The 22,844-nt window shown below is 64.2% G+C and carries 20 protein-coding genes; 8 read left to right on the top strand and 12 right to left on the bottom strand.

Going from position 1 to position 22,844, the window contains the following annotated elements; all coding sequences use genetic code 11:
- Nucleotides 1–33: 33 nt before the first annotated feature.
- Both NKJ91_RS24355 and NKJ91_RS24350 read left to right on the top strand, forming a co-directional pair.
- Complete coding sequence (locus NKJ91_RS24355; RefSeq protein WP_352457575.1) at nucleotides 34–657, top strand: hypothetical protein; 624 nt, start codon at nucleotides 34–36, stop codon at nucleotides 655–657.
- Between the two features lie 117 nt (nucleotides 658–774).
- On the top strand, nucleotides 775–1,245 hold the full coding sequence (locus NKJ91_RS24350) for a hypothetical protein (protein ID WP_352457574.1): 471 nt from the start codon (nucleotides 775–777) through the stop codon (nucleotides 1,243–1,245).
- Nucleotides 1,246–1,274: 29 nt separating this feature from the next.
- Here NKJ91_RS24350 and NKJ91_RS24345 read toward each other — a convergent pair whose 3' ends face one another.
- From NKJ91_RS24345 to hisS, 6 genes are all read right to left on the bottom strand, one after another.
- The gene (locus NKJ91_RS24345; protein WP_352457573.1) at nucleotides 1,275–1,976 is read right to left on the bottom strand and encodes a hypothetical protein; all 702 of its coding nucleotides are present in this window, start codon (nucleotides 1,974–1,976) and stop codon (nucleotides 1,275–1,277) included.
- Nucleotides 1,977–2,880: 904 nt separating this feature from the next.
- Entirely contained in the window at nucleotides 2,881–3,984 is a 1,104-nt protein-coding gene (locus tag NKJ91_RS24340) for a calcium:cation antiporter (RefSeq protein WP_352457572.1), read from the bottom strand.
- Between the two features lie 85 nt (nucleotides 3,985–4,069).
- Nucleotides 4,070–5,836, bottom strand: coding sequence for an AMP-binding protein (locus tag NKJ91_RS24335; RefSeq protein WP_352457571.1), 1,767 nt, complete (start codon nucleotides 5,834–5,836; stop codon nucleotides 4,070–4,072).
- A 408-nt stretch (nucleotides 5,837–6,244) separates the two neighbouring features.
- Complete coding sequence (gene hisG, locus NKJ91_RS24330; protein WP_352457570.1) at nucleotides 6,245–6,946, bottom strand: ATP phosphoribosyltransferase; 702 nt, start codon at nucleotides 6,944–6,946, stop codon at nucleotides 6,245–6,247.
- Nucleotides 6,943–8,061 (bottom strand): ATP phosphoribosyltransferase regulatory subunit, encoded by a 1,119-nt coding sequence (locus NKJ91_RS24325; protein ID WP_352457569.1) that lies wholly within the window; start codon nucleotides 8,059–8,061, stop codon nucleotides 6,943–6,945. The genes hisG and NKJ91_RS24325 overlap by 4 nt, the downstream gene beginning before the upstream one ends.
- Before the next feature lie 171 nt (nucleotides 8,062–8,232).
- A complete protein-coding gene (hisS, locus tag NKJ91_RS24320) occupies nucleotides 8,233–9,792 on the bottom strand; it encodes a histidine--tRNA ligase (protein ID WP_352457568.1) in 1,560 nt (519 codons plus the stop codon).
- A 356-nt stretch (nucleotides 9,793–10,148) separates the two neighbouring features.
- On the opposite strand from hisS, the gene NKJ91_RS24315 reads away from it, so the two are divergent.
- Entirely contained in the window at nucleotides 10,149–10,400 is a 252-nt protein-coding gene (locus NKJ91_RS24315; RefSeq protein WP_352457567.1) for a hypothetical protein, read from the top strand.
- Nucleotides 10,401–10,568: 168 nt separating this feature from the next.
- Here the strand turns inward: NKJ91_RS24315 and NKJ91_RS24310 are convergent, their stop codons facing one another.
- Nucleotides 10,569–11,204: a DNA-3-methyladenine glycosylase I gene (locus tag NKJ91_RS24310; RefSeq protein WP_352457566.1), complete on the bottom strand. Its 636-nt coding sequence runs from the start codon at nucleotides 11,202–11,204 to the stop codon at nucleotides 10,569–10,571.
- Nucleotides 11,205–11,426: 222 nt separating this feature from the next.
- Between NKJ91_RS24310 and NKJ91_RS24305 the strand changes: the two genes are divergently transcribed.
- Both NKJ91_RS24305 and NKJ91_RS24300 read left to right on the top strand, forming a co-directional pair.
- Nucleotides 11,427–12,161: a L,D-transpeptidase gene (locus NKJ91_RS24305; protein ID WP_352457565.1), complete on the top strand. Its 735-nt coding sequence runs from the start codon at nucleotides 11,427–11,429 to the stop codon at nucleotides 12,159–12,161.
- Nucleotides 12,162–12,428: 267 nt separating this feature from the next.
- Entirely contained in the window at nucleotides 12,429–13,349 is a 921-nt protein-coding gene (locus NKJ91_RS24300; RefSeq protein WP_352457564.1) for a bifunctional 5,10-methylenetetrahydrofolate dehydrogenase/5,10-methenyltetrahydrofolate cyclohydrolase, read from the top strand.
- Between the two features lie 12 nt (nucleotides 13,350–13,361).
- On the opposite strand, the gene glcF is transcribed toward NKJ91_RS24300, so the two are convergent.
- The 5 genes from glcF to NKJ91_RS24275 all read right to left on the bottom strand — a co-directional run bounded on the left by glcF (nucleotide 13,362) and on the right by NKJ91_RS24275 (nucleotide 19,590).
- Nucleotides 13,362–14,693 carry a glycolate oxidase subunit GlcF gene (gene glcF, locus NKJ91_RS24295; protein WP_023680454.1) on the bottom strand — a complete coding sequence of 444 codons (1,332 nt, stop codon included), beginning with the start codon at nucleotides 14,691–14,693 and terminating at the stop codon, nucleotides 13,362–13,364.
- 68 nt (nucleotides 14,694–14,761) lie between these two features.
- The gene (locus NKJ91_RS24290; protein WP_023680455.1) at nucleotides 14,762–15,145 is read right to left on the bottom strand and encodes a DUF4870 family protein; all 384 of its coding nucleotides are present in this window, start codon (nucleotides 15,143–15,145) and stop codon (nucleotides 14,762–14,764) included.
- Complete coding sequence (locus NKJ91_RS24285) at nucleotides 15,142–16,398, bottom strand: FAD-binding protein (RefSeq protein WP_352457563.1); 1,257 nt, start codon at nucleotides 16,396–16,398, stop codon at nucleotides 15,142–15,144. The genes NKJ91_RS24290 and NKJ91_RS24285 overlap by 4 nt, the downstream gene beginning before the upstream one ends.
- Nucleotides 16,399–16,622: 224 nt before the next feature.
- Nucleotides 16,623–18,119: an FAD-linked oxidase C-terminal domain-containing protein gene (locus NKJ91_RS24280; protein WP_352457562.1), complete on the bottom strand. Its 1,497-nt coding sequence runs from the start codon at nucleotides 18,117–18,119 to the stop codon at nucleotides 16,623–16,625.
- A gap of 136 nt (nucleotides 18,120–18,255) precedes the next feature.
- Nucleotides 18,256–19,590, bottom strand: a complete 1,335-nt coding sequence (locus NKJ91_RS24275; protein WP_352457561.1) for a DUF3422 family protein — start codon at nucleotides 19,588–19,590, stop codon at nucleotides 18,256–18,258.
- Between the two features lie 315 nt (nucleotides 19,591–19,905).
- On the opposite strand from NKJ91_RS24275, the gene NKJ91_RS24270 reads away from it, so the two are divergent.
- Genes NKJ91_RS24270 through NKJ91_RS24260 form a run of 3 tightly spaced genes read left to right on the top strand, consistent with a single transcriptional unit; the run spans nucleotide 19,906 to nucleotide 22,713 of the window.
- On the top strand, nucleotides 19,906–20,709 hold the full coding sequence (locus tag NKJ91_RS24270; RefSeq protein WP_352457560.1) for an FCD domain-containing protein: 804 nt from the start codon (nucleotides 19,906–19,908) through the stop codon (nucleotides 20,707–20,709).
- 58 nt (nucleotides 20,710–20,767) lie between these two features.
- Nucleotides 20,768–21,904, top strand: coding sequence for an alpha-hydroxy acid oxidase (locus tag NKJ91_RS24265; protein ID WP_352457559.1), 1,137 nt, complete (start codon nucleotides 20,768–20,770; stop codon nucleotides 21,902–21,904).
- 38 nt (nucleotides 21,905–21,942) lie between these two features.
- Nucleotides 21,943–22,713 (top strand): metallophosphoesterase family protein, encoded by a 771-nt coding sequence (locus NKJ91_RS24260; RefSeq protein WP_352457601.1) that lies wholly within the window; start codon nucleotides 21,943–21,945, stop codon nucleotides 22,711–22,713.
- The last annotated feature ends 131 nt before the right edge of the window (nucleotides 22,714–22,844 follow it).

Below are 22,844 nucleotides of genomic sequence, written 5' to 3'. Positions count from 1 at the left end.
CGGATGGCTGCCTAACCCCGCACGCCGCGAAGCGTGAAAACGCTGAAATCGTGCCGCGCCTTCACGGGATCGCCAATCAGCGTGCGGGCGCTCGGTCGGCTCGAGAACCGGCCTCTGCCGATAAGCGTCCTGGACATGGTCGCCACCGATGGCTTCCGCCGGTTCACCGGGGACATCAGCAGCGGCGATGTCGATTGCTCTTGGGAAATGCAGCTATGGCAAAATGGCTTCTGGTCGGCGCATGGCGATTTTCACGACGGCGGTACCCTGACCGGCGATTTCTTCTATCTTGAATTGCTGCTCGATCACGATCATTCCATCGGTGCGCGGCTCGAAGGCCACATCGTCGACGTGATCGAAAGTCGCCACACCTCGCTGAGCCTCGAAGGATCAGATCGCTGGGTTCGTGACAACTGGCACAAGTTCGAAAGTTCAGGCCCGACCCAGCGCTTGCATGCAGCGCCCGCCTGGGGTCAGCTTGCATGGGAAGGATTCGTCGCGCTCTATCTCGCGGTCGGCGCTTTTTTCTATGTCGTGACGGGCGGCGGGCGCAGCCGCTACAGAATGCGCCGCGCCGCCCCGCAGAATCCGGATCCGGGCGATACCCGGCCGGGCGTCGAAATCGACCCGGACGACGACGATGAGGACTACGGGTAAAGAATGGCGTTCTCCCCGCCTGCAACACGGTCAGGCCGAACCTGAGGTTCCGAAGGAATGTCGATGGATTTGCGCGCGATCTTGGCACCGCGGAGCGCGCCGGATGCTCAGGTAAGCATGCGAAGCGTGTCGGAAAGCCTTGGACTGGGGATCCCGGTCGCCTTGCGCGCCATCGCGGATGTTCTCGAACCGGTTACCCTGTCCTTCACGCTCGATGCTGGCACATGCTCGGGAGAATGCCGTCTTCGCTTGGCGAGCGACGGGTCGGTACAATATGCCGGCAGGGTCCATGACAGTGGGGCGCTTTCCGCATCTTATGCCGCGATCGTCAGCATATCGCTCGTGGGCTCAGCCGACGGACCGTTCCTGTTTCCTCGCCGAGGTCATGTCGGCGGCACATTTTCATTCGAATCCCGCGATGACGATTGGGACATGAATGTCAGGCACACGCTCGTCGAGAAGAACTGGACGGCTCTCAAAGCAGGCCTGCCCTCGGCACGGGTCGATTTCGGCACCGGGACGGGAGCAATCGAATTGATTACCGGACTGGCGAGCGCGGCCACTGGCGGGTTCGTCATTCCGTTTTGAGCCGTTTTGAGGCCCGCCGATCGAGCCCGCTATTCAAAGCGGAGCGACACCTCGAAGGACAAGCCGTCGTCGGGACCGGCCAGATCGAGATTGGCTCCCTCGATCATGTTGGGCACTTCCCAGGCCGTAGTGTCGCTATAGTCGGTGTCGAGCAGGCTAAGCGGACGGTACAGGGCCTTGTCGAACTTCCGCCCCCATTCTCCAACCAAAGCATGGATCGGCCCCTGGAGATCGATGCTGCTGTGAACCCGGATTGTCACCCCTTCGTCCCGCGCGGCAATGAAATCATCCTCGATCCATCGTGAATAGCCTTTGATGGAGAAGGCCCCGCTGCTGGTTGGACTGGTGCCTTCGGAGGCTGGACCGCTGATATTCACGCCGGCAATCAAACCGCCGAAGTAGCAATGCTCATTGGTCGCAAATCCCGCAACCAGCGCCACGGGAATTGCAACTTGCGCCTCCACCTGGACATTGAGTTTCCAGTGTCCTGACCGGGTAAACTCGACGAGCGCCTCGGTGCAGGCGAGCCCTGGCGAAAGGAGAGGCATGACGGGCGGCAGGAAGGCTACCACGTTTTCGTCGATGACCTTGCGAAGCTCCAGCGGTCCTCGCGTAATTGCAAGCGGGCGCACGAGAAGGGGCTGCGCGAGAAACTCTTCGCGGCCATTTGGTGGGGCAAGGGCCGTCTGCAGGCGCCGCAGCCTCGAGCCAGCAAGCTTAACCTGATCCATTTATTCCACCACGCGCGCCGGCGCGGCGCGCAACCCGTCCATAGCACATTAGTGCTTAAACTGCTAAGACCTTCGGCGGCGAAAAGCCCGGTTCGTGCAGCCTCTCGAGGGATGGCGCCTTCTTAAGCATGCGCTCGCATATGGCTCAGCAAGAGATAACATCGAGTGTCGGAATCTTCCGCAATAGCGACAATGGCGGCATCCTGATAATCTACATCGACCAACGCGGAGTCTTACGCCCTGCGAGGTCAGCTTCGACAGCCACGAGATGTGGTGGAAACCCGCATGGTTGTGCATCCGGCTAGCGAGGCCTAGCCCGACGACCTGGCCAAATACTTTTCCTAGAGTTCATCGGTATCAAGCCAGTCGCGACCGATGGCCATGACTCGATCTACGGGCAGGTCGCATGGCTGGCCTAGCAACCATGTCGCGATTCAAGAGCTGCCTGTCGGGGCAGACCTCAGACTCAGCCGGTCCGGTAAGACGTTTTGCCCTTCCGACGGAGCGTCTACTATTAGGCATCACAATATCATGGGTGAACGACCGGGATTTGGGCGCATTGCTGCCATTCGCAACGAGCAGAATGAAGGTCTCCGATGGGTCAGATCGCGTCGATGCATGGGGGCGCCTGAACGTCCGCTTCTCACATTCCAAGCCTCCAAGCCGCAAGTCCGCTTCCGGCCCGATCGAGACGTTCAAGGCCTCGATACTAAGCGTCCGCCCATGGCGCAAAGGAGACAAATTGGCGCCCGCCCCTCAAGCCGTCTTTGCCGTCACCACCCCAACTCTCGACCATCGCCTCATCGGGAACTTCTGCGGCTTGTCTACTTCGCAACTCAGTGCGGAAACGCGTGGCTGCTCGGTCGAGAACAGTCGTCAGTATCTGCCTGCCCCCATGCCCCCCTCACGGCACAAATATCAAAAACACCCAAGTAAAAAACACCACCAGATGGACCAAGCCGGTCAAGAACGTCGTCCTTTCCGTGCTGAAACTCACATTGCAGATGAAAAGCGCCAGGACCAAAAGCACCGTGTCGGTCGCCGGCAGCCCCAGCGTCAGGCCTCTTCCGGTCAGCAGGCTGGCGGCGGCTATGCCCGGTATTGTCAGGCCGATTGTGGCACAGGCCGAACCCATGGCGACGTTCAGGCCGCGCTGCAGCTCGTTGTTGAGTGCGGCGCGAACCGCCGAAATGGCCTCCGGCATCAGAACCAAGCCCGCGATCATCGCGCCGACAATGGCGTCGGCCTGCGGCACCTGGTAGGCGACGAGCGCATCCTCGACGCTGGCGGCGACCTGTTCGGCCAGCATGACGATGCCGATCAGCCCGATCAGCAGGAGAACAGCGCCGGCGGCGACGCTTTCGTGGGCGTCGGTTCGCACTGCGGCGCCATGCGCTTGCCCGTCGATGAAATCGTCGCGGTGGCGGACAGTCTGCGCGAACAGAAAACCGGCATAGAGCAGCACTGAAAGGACGCTGACGAAGCCAAGTTGGGCCGCCGAAAACGTGCCGGGATCGGTGGTTCGCGTGTAGGTCGGCAGAATAAGCGTCATGACGCTGAGCGCGACCAGAACCGCCAGATAGGCGCTGGTCCCTTGCCGGACGATCGCCTGCTTGCGATGGCGCCAGCCACCAAACGTCAGGCACATGCCGACAACACCGGTGGAGGTGATCATCACCGTCGAGAACACGGATTCGCGTGCAAGCGTCGGGTTGTTGGCCCCATGCAGCATGATGGAAACGATGATCGACACTTCGATTGCCGTCACGGCGATGGTCAGCACCAACGTGCCGTACGGCTCGCCTACCCGCCTGGCCACCGCCTCGGCGTGGTCGAGCACCACGAAAATGGTGGTGAACATGATCGCGCTCGACAGCGCGCCGACAAATATCCTGGTGCCCAGCGACCCTTCGTCCACCGACACCCCGCTGGCCCTGACCGCGACAGCCATCGCCAGGGCGGCCAACGGCATGCCGTAGGAAACCGCCGATCTTGCGAGACCACTCATTCCAAGCCCCTTCCGCAAGCCCCTTTTGCAAGCCTCTTCTGGGCAAGCCTCGTCTGCGAACCCTGCGAAAGCCCGAAGCGCGCCCTCACGCCGTCTTCTGCGTCACCAGTCCCAGCTCGTCGACCATCGCCTGGCGCATCAGGAATTTCTGCGGCTTGCCGGTCACCGTCATCGGCAATTCGGTGCGGAAGCGGATATAGCGCGGGATCTTGAAATGGGCGATCTGGCCGGCGCAGAAGGCCTTGATCTCCTGCTCCGTGGTGATCTGGCCGGGCTTCAGCACGATCCAGGCGCACAGCTCCTCGCCATATTTCGGGTCGGGAATGCCGAACACCTGCACCTCCTTGACCTTGGGGTGGCGATAGAGAAACTCCTCGACCTCGCGCGGATAGACGTTCTCGCCGCCGCGGATGACCATGTCCTTGACCCGGCCGACGATGTTGCAATAGCCCTCGGCATCGATGGTGGCGAGGTCGCCGGTGTGCATCCAGCCGTCGACGTCGATCGCCTCGCGGGTCTTCTGCTCATCGTCCCAATAGCCCTTCATCACGGAATAGCCGCGCGTGCAGAGCTCGCCCGGCGCGCCGACCGCGACGGTGGCACCTTCGGCGTCGATGGCCTTGACCTCGACATGCGGATGGACGCGGCCGACGGTGGAGACGCGCTTTTCCAGGGGATCGTCGACGCTGCTCTGGAACGACACCGGGCTGGTCTCGGTCATGCCATAGGCGATGGTCACCTCTGCCATATGCATCAGCGACACTACCTTCTTCATCACCTCGATCGGGCATGGCGAGCCGGCCATGATGCCTGTGCGCAGGCTGGTGAGATCGAAGGAGGCGAACTCCGGATGGTCGAGCAGGCCGACGAACATGGTCGGCACGCCGTAGAGCGCGGTGCAGCGTTCCGTTGCCACTGCCTTCAGGGTGGCGCCCGCATCGAACCCCTCGCTCGGGAAAACCATGGTCGCGCCCTTGGTGACGCAGCCCATCGTGCCCATCGACATGCCGAAGCAATGGTAGAGCGGCACCGGGATGCACAGCAGGTCGTCGACGGTGAGCCGGATCGCCGCGGTGACGAAATTGCCGTTGTTGACGATGTTGTTGTGGGTCAGCGTCGCGCCCTTGGGCGCGCCGGTTGTGCCGCTTGTGAACTGGATGTTGATGGCGTCGTCGGGTTTTAGCCCCGCTGAAATCCGGTCGAGCTTGTCATGCTCGTCGCGGCCGGCCATCGCCAGCACATCGGCGAAATTGAACATGCCCGGCGAATTCTCCTCGTCCATGCGGATGACGGTCTTCAGCGCCGGCAGCTTGTTGGCGTCGAGCTTGCCAGGGGTGGCGTTGGCGATCTCCGGCGCCAGCGTCTCGATCATGCCGAGATAGTCGGAGCTCTTGAATTTGGCGGCGGTGACCAGCGCCTTGCAACCGACCTTGTTCAAGGCATATTCCAGCTCGACCAACCGATAGGCCGGGTTGATGTTGACCAGGATCAGGCCGATGCGGGCGGTGGCGAATTGCGTCACCAGCCATTCCCAGCGGTTCGGCGACCAGATGCCGACGCGATCGCCTTTCTCGAGGCCGAGCGCCAGGAAGCCGGCGGCCAGCGCATCGACCGTCTCCGACAGTTCCTCCCAGGTAAAGCGCTTGTCCTGCTCGACGAAGACGGCGGCATCGAGCGTGCCGTATTTGCCGACCGTATCGGCAAACAGCGCCGGGATGGTCAGGTTGAGCAGCGGCACGCTGCGGTCGCCCGAGACATGCGCCGTGCCGTCGACCGGCGCAATGAACGAACCGCCCTCACGCTTGGAGCGCAAATTGCTGGCATTCTTCAACTCGTCGAGATTGATCGGCATCGCCGTGTCCTCCGCAGACAGAACGAGCCTATCAGCCCGGCGGGGTAGTGGAAATCCCGTCGATGGTACGGTTGGGGTTCGAACGTGAGGGATGGCGCCGAAAATAAAAAACCCGCCACGGCGGGCGGGTCTTCGGGGCCAATTGGCACCATAGCGAGACTAGTAGCATAGCTGCCGGCACAAAGCAAGAACAAAATTGCTGTACGTCAAGAAAATCGCGTCAGGTCGGTGCCAGCGGCCAAGCTGCCAATCTCCCTCCTTGAGGGGGAGATGGCCGGCAGGCCAGAGGGGGTCGTCTCGCGTGGAGCACCTGCCTGTTCTGTCCGTTAGGAGAGTCGCGTCAAGACGTACCGACCCCCTCTGTCGCCTTCGGCGACATCTCCCCCTCAAGGGGGGAGATTGGCGACGTCAGCCTGAATTCACCGATGCCATCCTGGCCGCAATATCGCGCAAAGTCGCCTCGTCGGCCACAGCGCGCTGCTTCCTCGACGCGACGAGACAGGCCTGCGAGCGCAGGATGAGCCCATCGGCCAGCACCTTGAGATGGTTGGCGCGCAAGGTCGAGCCTGACGTGGTGATGTCGACGACGATATCGGCCAATCCGGCTGCCGGCGCGCCTTCGGTGGCGCCCAGGCTTTCGACGATGCGGTAGACCTGGATGCCGTGCTTTTGCGAAAAGAACTGCTGGGTCAGGCGCCAGTATTTGGTGGCGATCCTGAGCCGGCGGCCGTGGCGCTGGCGGAAATCGGCGGCGACGTCGTCGAGGTCGGCCATGGTGTCGACATCGAGCCAGATGTCGGGCACGGCGACGACGACATCGGCATTGCCGAAACCGAGGCGGGCGATGATTTCGGCGCGCGCCTCGCAATCGGCGAGGTTTTCGCGCAAAAGGTCCTCGCCGGTGATGCCGAGATCGACGGACCCCTGGCCGATTTCGCCTGATATCTCTGAGGCGGACAGGAACGCTATTTCGACGCCGTCCATGCCATCGATACGGGCGCGGTATTTGCGCTCGTCGCCGGGCAGGCTGACGGCAAGCCCGGCCTTGGCCAGCACCTCCAGCGCCTGCTCCTTGAGCCGGCCTTTCGACGGGATCGCCAGCGTGATCATGGCGCCGTCTCCCGCAGCGCCTCGATGCGGTCGAGCCAGACGGAAAAACCGACGCCGGGGATCGGCGTTTTGGCGCCGAGCAGCGTCAGCAGCCGGTCGTAGCGGCCACCACCGGCGAGCGGCCGGTCGCCATCCGGCGCCGCGATCTCGAAGACGAGGCCGGTGTAGTAATCGAGCGGCCGGCCGAAGGCGGCGTCGTAGCTGATTTCAGACATCGGCAGGCCGAGGCTTGCGATGGCCGCGGCGCGGGCTGCGAAATTCTCCAGCGCAGCCCCCAGTGAAAGCCCGGCATCGGCTGCAAAACGTTCGAGCGCTCCGGCGGCGTTGTCGAGCGGCACGTCGATCGCCAGGAAACTCTTTAGTGCCGCGAATGCCTCGTTCGACAGCCGTACGCTGCGCAGTTCGGCTTTCTCGATCAGGCGCCGCGCAATCTCGGACGGCGAACGCCCGGCCGTTGCCGACAGCCCAGCCTCTTCCATGCGGCCGGCGACATGCGCCGAAAGACCGTCGAGATCGCCGTCGAGGACAAGGGCGGCGGCCGCGCCGGCAAGCTGGCTGTTGCGCGGTGGATTGGCGAGGTCGGCAAGGGCTGCTTCCAGCATCGGCGCCGAGCCGAAGGCGCGGGCCAGCCGCATGCGCCAGCCGCGCGGCAGGCCAAGCGCTGCCAGCACCGCTTCGAAGATGGTCTGGTCGCCGAGCGTCACCGCCAGCTCCCGGCCGGGCAGCACCAGCGACAGCAGCGCATGCGCATCGGCCAGCGAGCGGGCGTCGGCCGCGGCCGTGTCGCGGTCGCCGAGATCCTCGATGCCGGCCTGGAAAAATTCGTTGCCGCCCTCCCGGCGCTGGCGAAACACCTCGCCGAGATAGGAATAGCGGCGCGGCGTGCCGGCCTGGCTGGCGATGTGGTCGAGGCAGACCGGAATGGTGAATTCCGGCCGTAGGCAAAGCGTCTGCCCGGTGTCGCTCTCGGTGAGAAAGATGCGGCGCCGCAAATCCTCGCCGGCCATGTCGAGGAACGGATCGGCCGGCTGCAACACGGCGACTTCGACCGCATGGGTGTTGCGCGCGGCGAAGAGGCTGGCGATGTCGGATGCGATGGCGGGGCGGGAGGTCATAAAACGCCACCTCCCCTTCTCCCCCTGTGGGAGAAGGTGGATTGGCGCGACGCGCCAAGACGGATGAGGGGTGCCGGAAGAAATGAGGCGTCGGCGTTCCCTGGAACACCCCTCATCCGACCGAGCTTCGCTCGGCCACCTTCTCCCACAAGGGGAGAAGGAAGCGGCGCCCTACTTGCCACGCGCCCGCTCCTCGGCCTGCGCCGCCAGTATCTTCTTCACTTCGGCAACCAGCTCACTCTCCGCCACGGTCACCTGCGCCGGTCGTGCGGCGCGCCATTCGGCGTTGTCGGCGATCTCGGCCGACATTTTCGCGCCTTCGATCAGGTCCTTGATCTGCACCTCGCCCTTGGCGCGCTCGTCACCGCCCTGAATGACGGCGACCGGGCTGCCGCGGCGGTCGGCATATTTCAGCTGCGCCTTCATGCCGGCGCCGCCGAGATACATTTCCGAGCGGATGCCGGCGGCGCGCAGCTCGGCCACCATCTTCTGGTAGCGGCCGAGGCTTTCCGTATCCTTGTCCATGGTCAGCACGACGACCGGCGCGATCACATCCGAAATATCGAGCTTGCCGAGGTTCTTCAGCGCCGTCATCAGCCGCGAGACGCCGATGGAAAAACCGGTCGCCGGCACCGGCTCGCCACGAAAGCGCGAGACGAGGCCGTCATAACGTCCGCCGCCGCCAACCGAGCCGAAGCGCACGATCTGGCCGTCCTCGTTGGGGATCTCGGCCAGCAGCTCGGCCTCGTAGACCGGGCCGGTGTAATATTCGAGGCCACGCACGACGGAGGGATCGATGCGAATGCGATCCTCACCGTAGCCGCTTTGTGCGACCATGGTTCTTATCTGCTCCAGCTCTGCAAGGCCCTCAACAAACGAGGCATTCGTTATGCCCAGATGTTCGAGTTTCCTTTCCTCGACAAGATTGCTGAGCCCTGGGGTGATAGATCCCAGTGTCTGGACAATTTGTTCGGGATCATGCTGCGCCATGACCGTGAAATAGCTGATCACAACATCGATTTGCGCGTTACCCAGCCCGGCGCCCTTGGTAAAATCACCGCTCTCGTCCTTGCGCCCGGCGCCCAAAAGCAGGCGCACGCCCTCGACGCCCAGCTTGTCCAGCTTGTCGATCGCCCGCAGCACCTGCAGCCGGCGGCCAGCGTTCTCGTCGCCGCCGAGGCCGATCGCCTCCAGCACGCCGTCGAGCACTTTGCGGTTGTTGACGCGGACGACGTAGTCGCCACGCTTGATGCCGAGCGCCTCCATCACATCGGCCATCATCATCGCCATCTCGGCATCGGCCGCGACACCCGGCGTGCCGACCGTGTCGGCGTCGAACTGCATGAACTGGCGGAAGCGGCCGGGGCCCGGCTTCTCGTTGCGGAACACCCAGCCGGAGCGATAGCTGCGATAGGGTTTCGGCAGGCGCTCGAAATTCTCGGCGACAAAGCGCGCCATCGGCGCGGTCAGGTCGTAGCGCAGCGACAGCCACTGGTCGTCATCGTCCTGGAACGAGAACACGCCCTCGTTCGGCCGGTCCTGGTCGGGCAGGAATTTGCCGAGCGCATCGGTGTATTCGATCAGCGGCTGGTCGACCGGCTCGAAACCGTAGAGCTCAAAGACCGAGCGGATCGTCGCCATCATCTTCTCGACGGCGCGGAGATCGTCGGCGCCGCGGTCGACAAAGCCGCGCGGCAGCCGCGCTTTCATCTTTTCGGATTTGTCGGCCATGGGATGGGTACTCGGTGTTTCGTGGCGCTTCCGGGGATCGGTTAAATGACCGATTTCCACGGCGCGGGTGTCCTAACCGATGCAGCCGGGAGCGGCAAGGGTTTGCGCCTCTCCTTCTCCCCTTGTGGGAGAAGGTGGCCGAGCGAAGCTCGGTCGGATGAGGGGTGTTCCAGATTGGCTATGACGGCACTCCGTCCAACACCCCTCATCCGGCTCGGCGCTGCGCGCCGATCCACCTTCTCCCACAAGGGGAGAAGGAAAGGCGAAAAAGAAGCTGAAACAATTGCGCCATGCGCGCGGCATCGTGCCGACACAATCCGGGCCGATAAGCGCGCCGAAACAAGGGGCTCGGGGCCATGGCCACGCTACAGAAGTTCGACATCATCGATAGCGGCGCACGCGACGCCTCGGTCCGGCTGCGGCCGGCCGATGGTTATGCGCCGAAGACGAAGCAAATCGCCGGACCGTTCGAGATCGCGGCGCAACAGCGCAGCGGACCGACGATGCGCGACGTGCTGATGACCGGCCTGCTGGTGATCTATCCGGTGTTCGCCGCGCTGGCGGCCATCCTTGCCGGGTTTTTCCTCGCCGGCGGCGGCGGCGTCTGACAGCGCCTCTTCCTTCTCCCCCTGTGGGAGAAGGTGGCCGAGCGAAGCTCGGTCGGATGAGGGGTGTTCCAGGGAACGCCAACGCCTCATTCCTTCCAACACCCCTCAACCGTCTCGGCGCTACGCGCCGATCCACCTTCTCCCACAAGGGGAGAAGGCAAGGGGCGCTCACTTCGGCCGCTTGAACGCTTTCCGTTCCGCCTCGACCGGCTCGCGGCAGACGCAGCCCTCGAGATGGTCGTTGACCAGCCCCATCGCCTGCATGAAGGCGTAGACGGTGGTCGGGCCGACAAAGCTCCAGCCGCGCTTCTTCAGCTCTTTCGAAATGCGGACCGAGACGGCCGTCGTCGGATTGGCGCGCAAATGCGCGAGGTCGACGATCTCGGGCCGCTCGTGCGGGCCGGGTTCGAACTTCCAGAACCAGGCGGCCAGCGAGCCGGCCTCGTCGATGAGTTCGCGGGCGCGCTTGGCGTTGTTGATGGTCGAAACGATCTTGCCGCGGTGACGGATGATGCCGGCATTGCCGAGCAGGCGCTCGACATCGGCGTCGGTGAAGGCGGCGATCTTGTCGACATCGAAGCCGGCAAACGCCTCGCGGAAATTGTCGCGCTTGCGCAATATGGTCAGCCAGGACAGGCCCGACTGAAAACCTTCGAGGCAGATCTTCTCGAACAGGCGGCGGTCGTCGGCGACCGGCCGGCCCCATTCGTGGTCGTGGTAGTGCAGATAATCCGGCAGGTTGCCGTGCCAGAAGCAGCGGGCGATGCCGTCGGGACCGGCAAGCAGACCTGTCTTTTCATCCATGGCGGAATTCCGTTCGTGTCTTGGCGTTAACGCGTTTTGACGCGGCCTTTACCGCGGCTTTACCAGATTCCTGAACCGGGCGGTAACCACACCAAAAGCTTTACTGACAGATCGGCATTTTACGCATTCCGATTCATGTTTCGGTTGCCGCTTCGCGCCCAATGTCGGCGAAATCGGGGAGGCTTTGCACCCCGGCATGTTCGACGATCAAGGTGCGTTGCGATGAAGACATTTTTGTTCCCACTGTTCGGCGCCGCGGCCGTGCTTGCGGCCGGCGCCGCCAATGCCAACGACCGCTATGCCGAGAGGCCGCCGGTGGTGGTCAGCCCAGATCTTTCGGCGCCCTGGGTGCTGCAGCTCGGCCATGCGCCGGGCATCGTGCGGCAGAGCCGGCAAGAGGCGCAGCCGCAACGGCGCTACCGGCGGCTGGCCGAACCCGATCAGCTGCGCACCGCAGCGGTGCAGGCGCCGGCCAGGCGCATGGTGATGCGGCCGCAGATCGACCCGATCTATCTGCCGCAGGAAGTCGCCTATGACGGCCCGCAGAAGCCGGGCACGATCGTCATCGATACGCGAGAGAATTTCCTCTATCTGGTCGGGAAGAACGGTAAGGCGCGGCGTTATGGCGTCGGCACCGGCAAGCCGGGCTTCGGATGGTCCGGCACCCACAAGATCACCAACAAGCGCGTCTGGCCGGACTGGCGGCCGCCGGCGGTGATGATCGCCCGCGAGGCCGCCAAGGGCCGTTATCTGCCGACCTATCTCGCCGGCGGCATGGAAAACCCGCTCGGCGCACGCGCGCTCTATCTCGGCTCGACCGAGTACCGTATCCACGGCACCAATCAGCCCTGGACGATCGGCGGCGCGGTGTCGTCGGGCTGCATCCGCATGCGCAACGAGGACGTGGTCGACCTTTACGAGCGGGTCAATGTTGGCACGACGGTTGTAGTGATGTAATCTGCGGTTGACCTCACCGATGATTCTGCTCAGAAGCCTCGGGCGCATTGAATAACGGGGGACGGGCCGTGTGGGGATGCGGCCAGTCACGAAAGGGCAGCGCGGCAAGCCGTGCTGCCCTTTTTGTTTCCGCCAACGCCAGCAAGAATTGACGGGAAGATTTCGCCGGCACGTCGCGCGACCGGCATGGCGGTTCGCTTTTCGCGCTGCCTTTTCGCGGTTGCTTTGCTATGTGGCGGCTAAAATCCAGATAAAGGCCCCATCCAGATGTCCCTTTCCGATGACAGCCGCTATCTCAGAGGCGGCCCGGTCGCCCAACGCATCATCGCCGGCGTGCGCGAGGACGCGGCGATCGCCACCGCCGAAGGCTTTCCGCCCAAGCTGGTGTCGGTCACCGTCGGCGATACCGCCGCGGTCGACGTCTATGTCCGCAACCAGCGCGCCAAGGCCGGGTTGGCCGGCATCGGCTTCGAGGAAAGGCGCTTTCGCGCCGACATCACCGCCGGCGAGCTGGAAGCGGCAATCCACGGGCTTAACGCCGACCCGCGCGTCACCGGCATCATCATCCAGCGGCCGGTGCCGGTGCACATTCCGATCAAGACGCTGCAGGCGGCGGTGCATCCGCTCAAGGATGTCGAGGGCATGCATCCGGCCTCGATCGGCAACATCGTCTACAACCAGCTCGACCTGGCGCCCTGCACCGCCGCCGCTTCGGTCGAACTGCTCAGGGAAACCGGCCTCGACCTCAAGGGGCTCGAGGTGGTGGTCGTCGGCCATTCCGAGATCGTCGGCAAGCCGATCGCGTTCCTTTTGATGAGCGAAGGCGCGACGGTGACCGTCTGTCACCACATGACGCGTTCGGTGGCGGCACACGCACGCCGCGCCGACGCGCTGTTCGTCGCGGTCGGCAAACCGCGGCTGATCAAGGCCGACATGGTCAAGCCGGGTGCCGCCGTCATCGATATCGGCATCAATTCGGAAATCGGGCCGGACGGCGAGAGCCGCATCGTCGGCGACGTCGATGCCGAGAGCGTCAGGCATGTCGCGTCGTGGATCACGCCGGTGCCGGGCGGCGTCGGCCCGATCACGGTGGCGATCCTGCTGCGCAACACGATGGTAGCGCTCAGCCGCCAGCGCGCCCGCTACCAGGCCACCTACGGCATAGCGGACAGGCTGGCGGCGGAGTAGGCGACTGGCGCATCACTCGGCCGCGACAACCGCCCTCTCTTCGCGAACGCCTTCGGGCCTCGGCCCACCATAGGCCCAGTCGAGCAGCTTTATCGTGTGCACCACCGGCAGCTTCGCGGCAGAAGCGATCTGGGTGATGCAGCCGATATTGCCGGTGGCGACGATTTCGGCACCGGTCGCCTCGATATTCCTGACCTTGCGGTCGCGTAGCGTTGCCGAAATCCCGGGCTGCAGGATGTTGTAGGTGCCGGCCGAACCGCAGCACAGATGCCCTTCGCGCGGCTCGCGCACGACGAAGCCGGCACGGACCAGAAGCTCCTTCGGCTGGCGGGTGATCTTCTGGCCGTGCTGCATCGAGCAGGCTGAGTGATAGGCGACGATGGTGCCCGGCTTGCGGACCGGCTCGGGCAGGTCGAGGCTTGCCAGATATTCGGTGATGTCCCTGGCCAGCGCCGACACGCGCGCGGCCTTGTCGGCATAGGCCGGATCGAGGCGCAGCATGAAGCCGTAATCCTTGATGGTGGTGCCGCACCCGGATGCGGTGATGACGATGGCGTCGAGTCCACCCTGCTCGATGGCGCGCGTCCAGGCGTCGACGTTCCGTCGGGCCGACGCCAAGGCAGCGTCCTCGCGCCCCATATGATGTACCAGCGCGCCGCAGCAGCCCTCGCCCTCGGGCACCACGACCTCAACGCCAAGCCGGGTCAGCAGCGAAATCGTCGTGTCGTTGATGCCGGGATCGAGCACGGATTGCGCGCAGCCGGTGAGGATGGCGACGCGGCCATTTTTCTTCGCGCCCTGCCCGGCATGGACGCCCGGCGAGGCCATCGGCGAGACTGCCGGGACCGACGCCGGGGCCAGCTTCAACATCGCGCCCAAAGGCTTCAAGGCCTGGATTTTCTCAAACAGGCCGGCGAATGGCTGGCCGAGCTTCGCCAGCTTGAGCGCCGCGCGGAAACGCGAGGGATAGGGCAGCACGAAGGCCAGCATGGCGCGTGTCAGGCGATCGGCCAGCGGACGCTTGTAGGTCTCCTCGATATGGACGCGGGCGTGGTCGACCAGATGCATGTAGTTGACGCCCGATGGGCAGGTGGTCATGCAGGCGAGACAGGACAGGCAGCGGTCGATATGGGTGACGATTTGCTTGTCGGCCGGCCGTCCGTTTTCCAGCATGTCCTTGATCAGATAAATCCGGCCGCGCGGCGAATCCAGTTCGTTGCCGAGCGTCACATAGGTCGGGCAGGTGGCGGTGCAGAAGCCGCAATGCACACATTTGCGCAGGATCTTCTCCGATTCCGCGACATGCGGATCGGCGAGCTGGGCAGCTGAGAAATTGGTCTGCACGTAAACGAATCCTTACCGTTTGAGCATGATCTTTTCCCAAAACCGCTACCCACTTTTGGGGATCATGCTCATAATCCCAGAAACCAGCTTTCCGGGTTCTTGACCGCCTCGCCGCGCTGCAGCGCCTGCAGGCCGAGAATGCAGCGTGCGATGAACCAGACGGCGACGGCAACCATCAGCACGACACCGATGACCACGACCATCAACAGCGCCGAGATCAGTGCATAGAGCAGGCCGATCCAGAAGGTGCGGATCAGGAATGTGTAATGGCTCTCGACGAAGCCGCCGGCCTTGCCGCGATTGATATAGGCCAGGACGACGCCGACAATGCCGCTGACGCCGATGGCTAGGCCGGCGAGATAGAGGATGTAGATGACCAGCGCGTTGGTCGGGCCGGGCTCCAGCCAGCGGTCGGTCTGGCGTGACGTACCGTTTTGGCCTGGATCGCTCATTGTGCTCCTCCCTCGGTTGCCGGCGCGAGAGTAGCAGAGCTTGCGCCCGGCGCCATACGGCCGGGATTGAGGATATTCTTCGGGTCGAATTCGGCCTTCAGCCGCGCCGACAGTGCTGCCAGTTGCGGCGCTTGCGGTTCGAACACCGGCACGGCGGCGCGGTGCGCAGGGGCGGCACGCACCAGCGTCGCATGGCCGCCGCCATGTCTTCTGATCAGGCCGCGCAACAGGCCGGCCTCGGGATCGTCCTGCTGCATGCGCAGCCAGATCAGCCCGCCCTGCCAATCGTAGAAGGCATCGACCGGGGCCTGCATGCGCAGCGCCAGCACCATCTGGTGGCCCCGCGACGGCGCCATCGAGACGCGCCACACCGGCCTTTCGCTGCCATCGGCGAACGGCGCGCAGTCGCGGACATCGCGCCAGACCGAGTACGAGACCGAACCGGAAATCTCCTGCAGCGGCCCAGCGTTTTTCAGCAGGTCTTTCAGCGCGGCAATGCGGTAAGCGACCGACGGGCCGAAGCCCTCGATGCGCAGCAGCGTCGCGGCATCGCTGCCGAGACTGCCGCCAGCGACCCTAGCTGCGACCCGTTCGGGAAGATGGGCAGCACTCGACACTTCGGCGCTGGAACCCAGCGCCAGCGCCATGGCGGCGGCGGCGTGATCGTCGAGCAGGCCGCGGATGGCGAGCGTGACTTCGGTCTCGGCAGCAGGCAGCACCTTGAAGGTGACGTCGGTGAGCACCGCCAGCGTGCCCCAGCTGTTGGCCATCAGCTTGGACAGGTCATAGCCGGTGACGTTCTTGACGACGCGGCCGCCCGACTTGAAGGCCTCGCCGCGCCCGGAAACGGCCGCTATGCCGAGGATATGGTCACGCGCAGCACCCACCTTCAGCCGGCGCGGGCCGGAAAGGTTCGCGGCGAGTGCGCCGCCGATCGTGCCTCGCGCTGGCTCACCGCCGAGCAGCGGGCCGTAATCCATCGGTTCGAAGGCAAGTTGCTGGCCGTTTTCGGCAAGCAGGCTTTCGATTTCGGCCAGCGGCGTGCCGGCTTTTGCCGACAGCACCAGTTCGGCCGGCTCGTAAAGCATGACGCCGGAGAGTTTGGAAAGGTCGAACGTATGCTCGCTCTGCTGCGGCCGGCCGATACCGCGCTTGGAGCCGTGGCCGAGGATTTCCAGCGGTGCGTCTTCCGCCGCGGCCCAGGCGACGGTGGAGAGGACTTCGGCTGCGGTGGTGGGGACGAAGGTGGTCATGAGGCGGATGCGCCAATGGCAAATGCAAAGACGTCGCGTTCCTTCGCGCCCCCCTCTGTCCTGCCGGACATCTCCCCCTCAAGGGGGGAGATCGGACGTCGCGTCTGGCTTCGCCAATCGTCAATATTGAAAGAAGGCTGAGGCGTGCAAGCTGCCAATCTCCCCCCTTGAGGGGGAGATGTCCGGCAGGACAGAGGGGGGTGTTCAAGCGCCAACATACCCACTCAAAACCTCGGAATGTCCGGAAACGCCACTTGCCCGCGATGCACGTGCATCCGCCCGAGCTCGGCGCATCGCCTCAATTGCGGGAAGACCTTGCCGGGATTCAAAAGATGGTTGGGGTCGAAGGCGCATTTGACGCGCATCTGCTGGTCGAGGTCGATCTGGTTGAACATTTCCGGCATCAGGTCGCGCTTCTCGACGCCGACCCCGTGCTCGCCGGTCAGCACGCCACCGACCTTGACGCAGAGCCGCAATATGTCAGCGCCGAAACTCTCCGCCTTGTCGAGTTCGCCCGGCACGTTGGCGTCATAGAGGATGAGCGGGTGCAGATTGCCGTCGCCGGCGTGGAAGACATTGGCGACGCCGAGCCCGTATTTCTCCGACAGCTCGCGCATGCCGGCGAGCACGCGCGGCAGTTCCTTGCGCGGGATGGTGCCGTCCATGCAGTAGTAGTCGGGCGAGATGCGGCCGACCGCCGGGAACGCCGCCTTGCGGCCGGCCCAGAAGCTCAGCCGCTCCTGTTCCGACTGCGACGTGCGGCATGTGGTCGAGCCGTTCCTAAAAGCAATGGCTTCGACCAGGCCGATCAGGTGGTCGACCTCGACACCCGGCCCGTCCAGCTCGACGATCAGCAGCGCCTCGACATCCAAGGGATAGCCGGCCTGGACGAAATCCTCGGCGGCGTGGATGGCCGGACGGTCCATCATCTCCATGCCGCCCGGAATGATGCCGGCGCCGATGATGTCGGCAACGCATTGGCCGGCCTGCTCGCTGGTCGGGAAACCGATCAGCAGGGCACGCGCCGTCTCCGGCTTCTTCAGGATGCGTACGGTGACCTCGGTTACGACGCCGAGCAGTCCTTCGGAGCCGGTCATGACGCCGAGCAGGTCGTAGCCTTCCGCGTCGAGATGGCTGCCGCCGAGGCGCACCACCTCGCCATTCATCAGCACCATCTCGATGCCGAGCACATTGTTGGCGGTGAGACCGTATTTCAGGCAGTGCACGCCGCCGGAATTTTCCGCGACATTGCCGCCGATCGAGCAGGCGATCTGGGAGGATGGATCGGGGGCGTAATAGAAGCCCTCCTGCTCGACGGCGGTGGTGATGCCGAGATTGGTGACGCCGGGCTGGGCGACGACGACGCGGTTCTGAAAATCGATCTCGAGGATGCGGTTGAAGCGACTCATCACCAGCAGCACCGCGTCTTCGAGCGGCAGCGCACCGCCGGAGAGCGAGGTGCCGGAGCCGCGCGGCACGACGCGGATGTTGCGGTCGCTGCAATATTTCAGCACCCGCGAGACCTGGGGCACGGTTTGCGGCAGTACAACGACGAGCGGCAATTGCCGGTAGGCGGTGAGCCCGTCGCTCTCGAAGGCGCGCATGGCATTGGCGGCGTCGACGACGCCCTCGCCCGGCACCATGATGCGCATATCGGCGACGATCTCGTCGCGCCGGCGCATCGTGGCGTCGTCTGGTTTCGGCATGGCAAGGCCGGACATCGACAGCCTCCTTCGATCGACTGGTAAAAATCTTTTACCAGCGACGGTGGTCGCTTGCAAATGCCGCTTTGGCCGGGATGAGAGGCCTATGGCCGAGACAGCCTTCCGCAGCGGCAATCTGCCGCTGCGCCCCACACTACTCGCCCGGCTGCTTGCCTGGTTCGGAGTGCATGCGGCGGACGCGGCGCACGCCCCACCAGACGAGCACGATGGCGAGCGGCACCGAGGCGGCGGTGACCATTTCCGGCGCGAAGGCATGGCCGAAGATCGAGGCGCCCTTGGCGACGTAGCCGATGAGGCCGACGACATAGTAGGAAACCGCGGCGACCGAGAGCCCCTCCACCGTCTGCTGCAGCCGCAATTGCAGGCGGGCGCGATTGTTCATCGATGCCAAAAGATCGCGGTTCTGCTTCTCGACCTCGACGTCGACCCAGGTGCGCAGCAGTGTGGTGGCACGGGTGAGCTTCGTTGACAGGTTGGCCTGACGCTCCTCGACCGAACGGCAGGTACGCATCGCCGGCGCCACGCGGCGCTGCAGAAAACCGCCCCAGGTGTCGTAGCCGGGCACCGCCTCTTCGTCGAGCGCCTCCAGCCGTTCGCGCACGATGCCGTCATAGGCGCGGCTGGCGCCGAAGCGGTAGAGGCTGGAGGCGGCATCGGCCTCCAGCTCGGCGGCCAGTTCGGTCAAGTCGGCAAGTAGCGTCTGGCTGTCGCGGGTCTCGGCGACCTTCATTTCCAACGTGGTCTGGGCCAGCCTGTCTTCGATGCGGCGGGCGCGACCGGACAGCGTCAGGGCCAGCGGCAGCCCAAGCATGGCCAGCGTGCGGTAGGTCTCGATGTCGATCAGCCGCTGCGACAGTGCCCCGGTGCGCGCCGGGGTCAGGCCGCGGTCGAGCACCAGCATGCGGGTCAAGCCGTCGCCATCCTGACGGAAATCGGTGACGATGGCCGCGTTGCCGCGCTCGACCAGCGAATAGCACAGGCTGGTCGGGTCGAAGCCGGCGATCAGTTTTTCGTTCGCCGGCGTCCAATTGCGGATCTCCAGCCTGATGCCGGAAATCACCGTGCCCGGCGGCGAAAACCCGTTGCCGAAGGGTGTGTCTTCTTGCCCCCTGCCGTTTTCGGCGAGCGGGCCTTCCCAGAGATAGGTCGAGAATTCCGTGTGGCGTTCCCAACGCAGCGAGCCCTTGCCCCATTTCATCGCGTGATGGCGGGCGTGAGGGTCGGGCGCGGCAATGCCGAGGCGTCGCGACAATTCGGAAAGCACGGCCTGATCGATCCCGGATCCAGCTTCGGTCATGAAGGAAAGCTGCACCAGCACGCGCGGCTTTTCGACCAGCGGCTGCGGCCGGGCGTGGACCTCGCCGAGCGCGCCCGGCCGACCTTCATGCGCCGGAAAGCCCATGACGGTGCCGCCCACGGCTTTGGCGCGCAGCTGGAATTCGAGGCTGGACGGGTCGGCGTCTGGCACGGCTGGTCCCCCAGGCTTCTCTGAGCCCTTTGGCAATGATGTCCCTCTAGAGCGGCTCATTGTTTCATGGAAACGCCGAACCGCTCTATCTCTTTTATTCTGCGCAATTCCGGACGGAAAACCGTTTCACACTTTTCCTGGAATTGCTCTAGAGACAATCTCCAGAGGACGCAAACAGCCAGTTTAGCTGAAGGTGATATGAAGCCGCGGCTGTGAAACCGACCCGGCGCCCGGGGCGAATTGGATAAATAATTTGACCAGTTGGCGACGCTGGCTTTATCGTGCGCGACATCGGTTCAACCCCAGGCATTCCGTTTGAGCGACATTTTCTCCCGGATCGAGCATTCGCGCACCGCCGACGAGGTGGTGCAGCAGATCGAGAGCCTGATCCTCGAAGGCGTCCTGCGCACCGGCGACCGGCTGCCGGGCGAGCGCGAACTGGCGCGCCAGTTCGAGGTGTCGCGGCCGATCCTGCGCGATGCCTTGAAAGCCTTGGAAGGGCGCGGGCTGTTGACGACACGGCCAGGCGGCGGCACCCATGTCGCCGATGTCATCGGCCAGCTGTTCACCAAGCCGGTGACCGACCTGATCTCGATGCATCGCAAGGCGGTGACCGACTATCTGGAGTACCGCCGCGAGATCGAGGCGGTGGCGGCGGAATATGCGGCGCGGCGTGCCACATCGGACGATCTGGCGCTGCTCGACCGCATCATGGCACGTATGGACGAGGCGCACCGGACCGGCAATTTCGACGACGAGGCGGAAATCGACGTCGAGTTCCACCACGCGATCTGCGAATGCGCGCACAACATCATCCTGCTGCACACGCTGCGCTCCTGCTATCGGCTGCTGTCGGAAGGCGTGTTCCAGAACCGGCGGCTGGTGTTCAGCGTGCCGGGCGCGCGCGAGACGCTGCTTTCGCAGCACCGGGCAATCTACACGGCGGTCAAGGCCGGCGATGCAGCCGCGGCGCGGCAGGCGGCGATGGACCACATCTCCTACGTCGAACGATCGATGGCCGAGGCCGAGCGCAGCGGCGACTGGCAGCGCGTGTCGCGGCTGAGGCTCAGGCAACGCTCCGAGCCCGGTGACGGTGAGGCGGCAAGAAAACAGCCGTAGGCCCCGGCCAGAAAATTCAACGACGAACCAGCGAAGAACCAGCGGAAAAAAAAGATCCATGAGCAGCATTCTCACCATCGCCGACCTCAAGGACCTAGCGCGCCGCCGCGTGCCGAAGATGTTCTTCGACTACGCCGATTCCGGCGCCTGGACCGAAAGCACCTACCGGGCCAACGAGGAAGATTTCCAGAAGATCAAGTTCCGCCAGCGCGTGCTTGTCGACATGGACAACCGCTCGCTGGAATCGACCATGATCGGCGAGAAGGTGATGATGCCGGTGGCGCTGGCGCCGACCGGCATGACCGGCATGCAGCATCCGGACGGCGAGATGCTGGCGGCGCAGGCTGCGGAAGAATTCGGTGTGCCGTTCACGCTGTCGACAATGAGCATCTGCTCGATCGAGGATGTCGCGTCGGTGACCAGGAAGCCGTTCTGGTTCCAGCTGTATGTGCTGCGCGACAAGGACTTCGTCTTCGATTTGATCGATCGCGCAAAAGCGGCGAAATGTTCGGCGCTGGTGCTGACGCTCGACCTGCAGATCCTCGGTCAGCGCCACAAGGATATCCGCAACGGGCTTTCGGCGCCGCCGCGAATGACGCCGAAGCACCTCTGGCAGATGGCGACAAGGCCGCGCTGGTGCGTCGGCATGGCCGGCACCAAGCGCCGGAGCTTCCGCAACATCGTCGGCCATGCCAAGGGCGTCGGCGACCTCGCCTCGCTGTCGTCCTGGACGAAGGAGCAGTTCGATCCACATCTGTCGTGGAAGGACGTCGCCTGGATCAAGGAGCGCTGGGGCGGCAAGCTGATCCTGAAAGGCATACTCGACAAGGAAGATGCGCTGATGGCCGCCAGAACGGGCGCCGACGCGATCATCGTTTCCAACCATGGCGGCCGCCAGCTCGACGGCGCCTCGTCGTCGATCATGGCGCTGGAAGAGATCGCCGACGCCGTCGGCGACACGATCGAGGTGCATATGGACGGCGGCATCCGTTCCGGCCAGGACGTGCTCAAAGCACTGTGCCTTGGCGCCAAGGGCACCTATATCGGCCGGCCTTTCCTGTACGGCCTCGGCGCGCTCGGCAAGGAAGGCGTTACCAAGGCGCTGGAAATCATCCGCAAGGAGATGGACATAACGCTGGCACTGTGCGGAAAGCGTCTGGTCACCGACATGGGCAAGGATCAGCTTCGGCGCTAAAGTCCCGTGACGGCATGACCACGGAGGCGACGCAGGCATTGACGGAGCCCGGCATCAGTTTCTACGAGGCGCGCGGACCGCAAGGCATGCGCCTTTACGCGATCGGCGATGTGCACGGCCGGCTCGATTTGCTGACCGCCATGCACCGGCGGATCGAGGCGGAGCTCAGTCAAAGACCGTCGGCCGATTGGCGCGTGATCCATCTCGGCGACTATGTCGACCGGGGCCCGGACTCCAGGGGCGTCATCGATTTCCTGATCGACGCACAAAGACGCGATCCGCGTCACCTGATGCTGGCCGGAAATCATGATCTCGGCTTCCTCGATTTTCTCGATGTCCCCGACCCGGACGGCCTGTTCATGCGCTATGGCGGCATCCAGACGGCGCTGTCCTATGGCGTGTCGCTCGGTGGGAGCAGCGCCTGGTTTGGCCGCGCCGATGCGGCATTGCGGCAAGGACACGCCGCGCTGATCGAGGCCGTGCCGCAGAACCATGTCGAGTTCCTGCGCTCGCTGCCCTTTTCAGTAACGTTCGGCGATTTCTTCTTCTGCCATGCCGGCATCCGGCCCGGCATTGCGCTGGAAAGCCAGACCCGGCAGGACCTGATCTGGATCCGCGAGGTCTTCCACGACCACACCGGTCTTCATCCGAAGATCGTGGTGCACGGTCATACGCCGGTGCCCAAGCCCGAGATCACCGGCAACCGCGTCAATGTCGACACCCTCGCCTGGCAGTCGGGAAACCTCACCGCGCTCGTCGTGGACGGCGCTGACAAGCATATCCTGACAGTGACGGGTGAGCGGGCGTAGGTAAGGCGTGAGGTTATGTGTAGAGGGTCTAGCACTACTTTGGCAGATTTTTAGCGGAGAGGGTTCCGCGGCAGTGGGGACAACGGATTGGGGGCGGCTGCGCGAGCGCGGTGAGGATGGCTTGCCTGATG

It is taken from the genome of Mesorhizobium sp. M0040 (genome assembly GCF_040323505.1).
Taxonomy (GTDB): domain Bacteria; phylum Pseudomonadota; class Alphaproteobacteria; order Rhizobiales; family Rhizobiaceae; genus Mesorhizobium.
The sequence above is the reverse complement of the archived record's forward strand: the minus strand, read 5'-3'. Positions and strand labels throughout refer to the sequence as shown.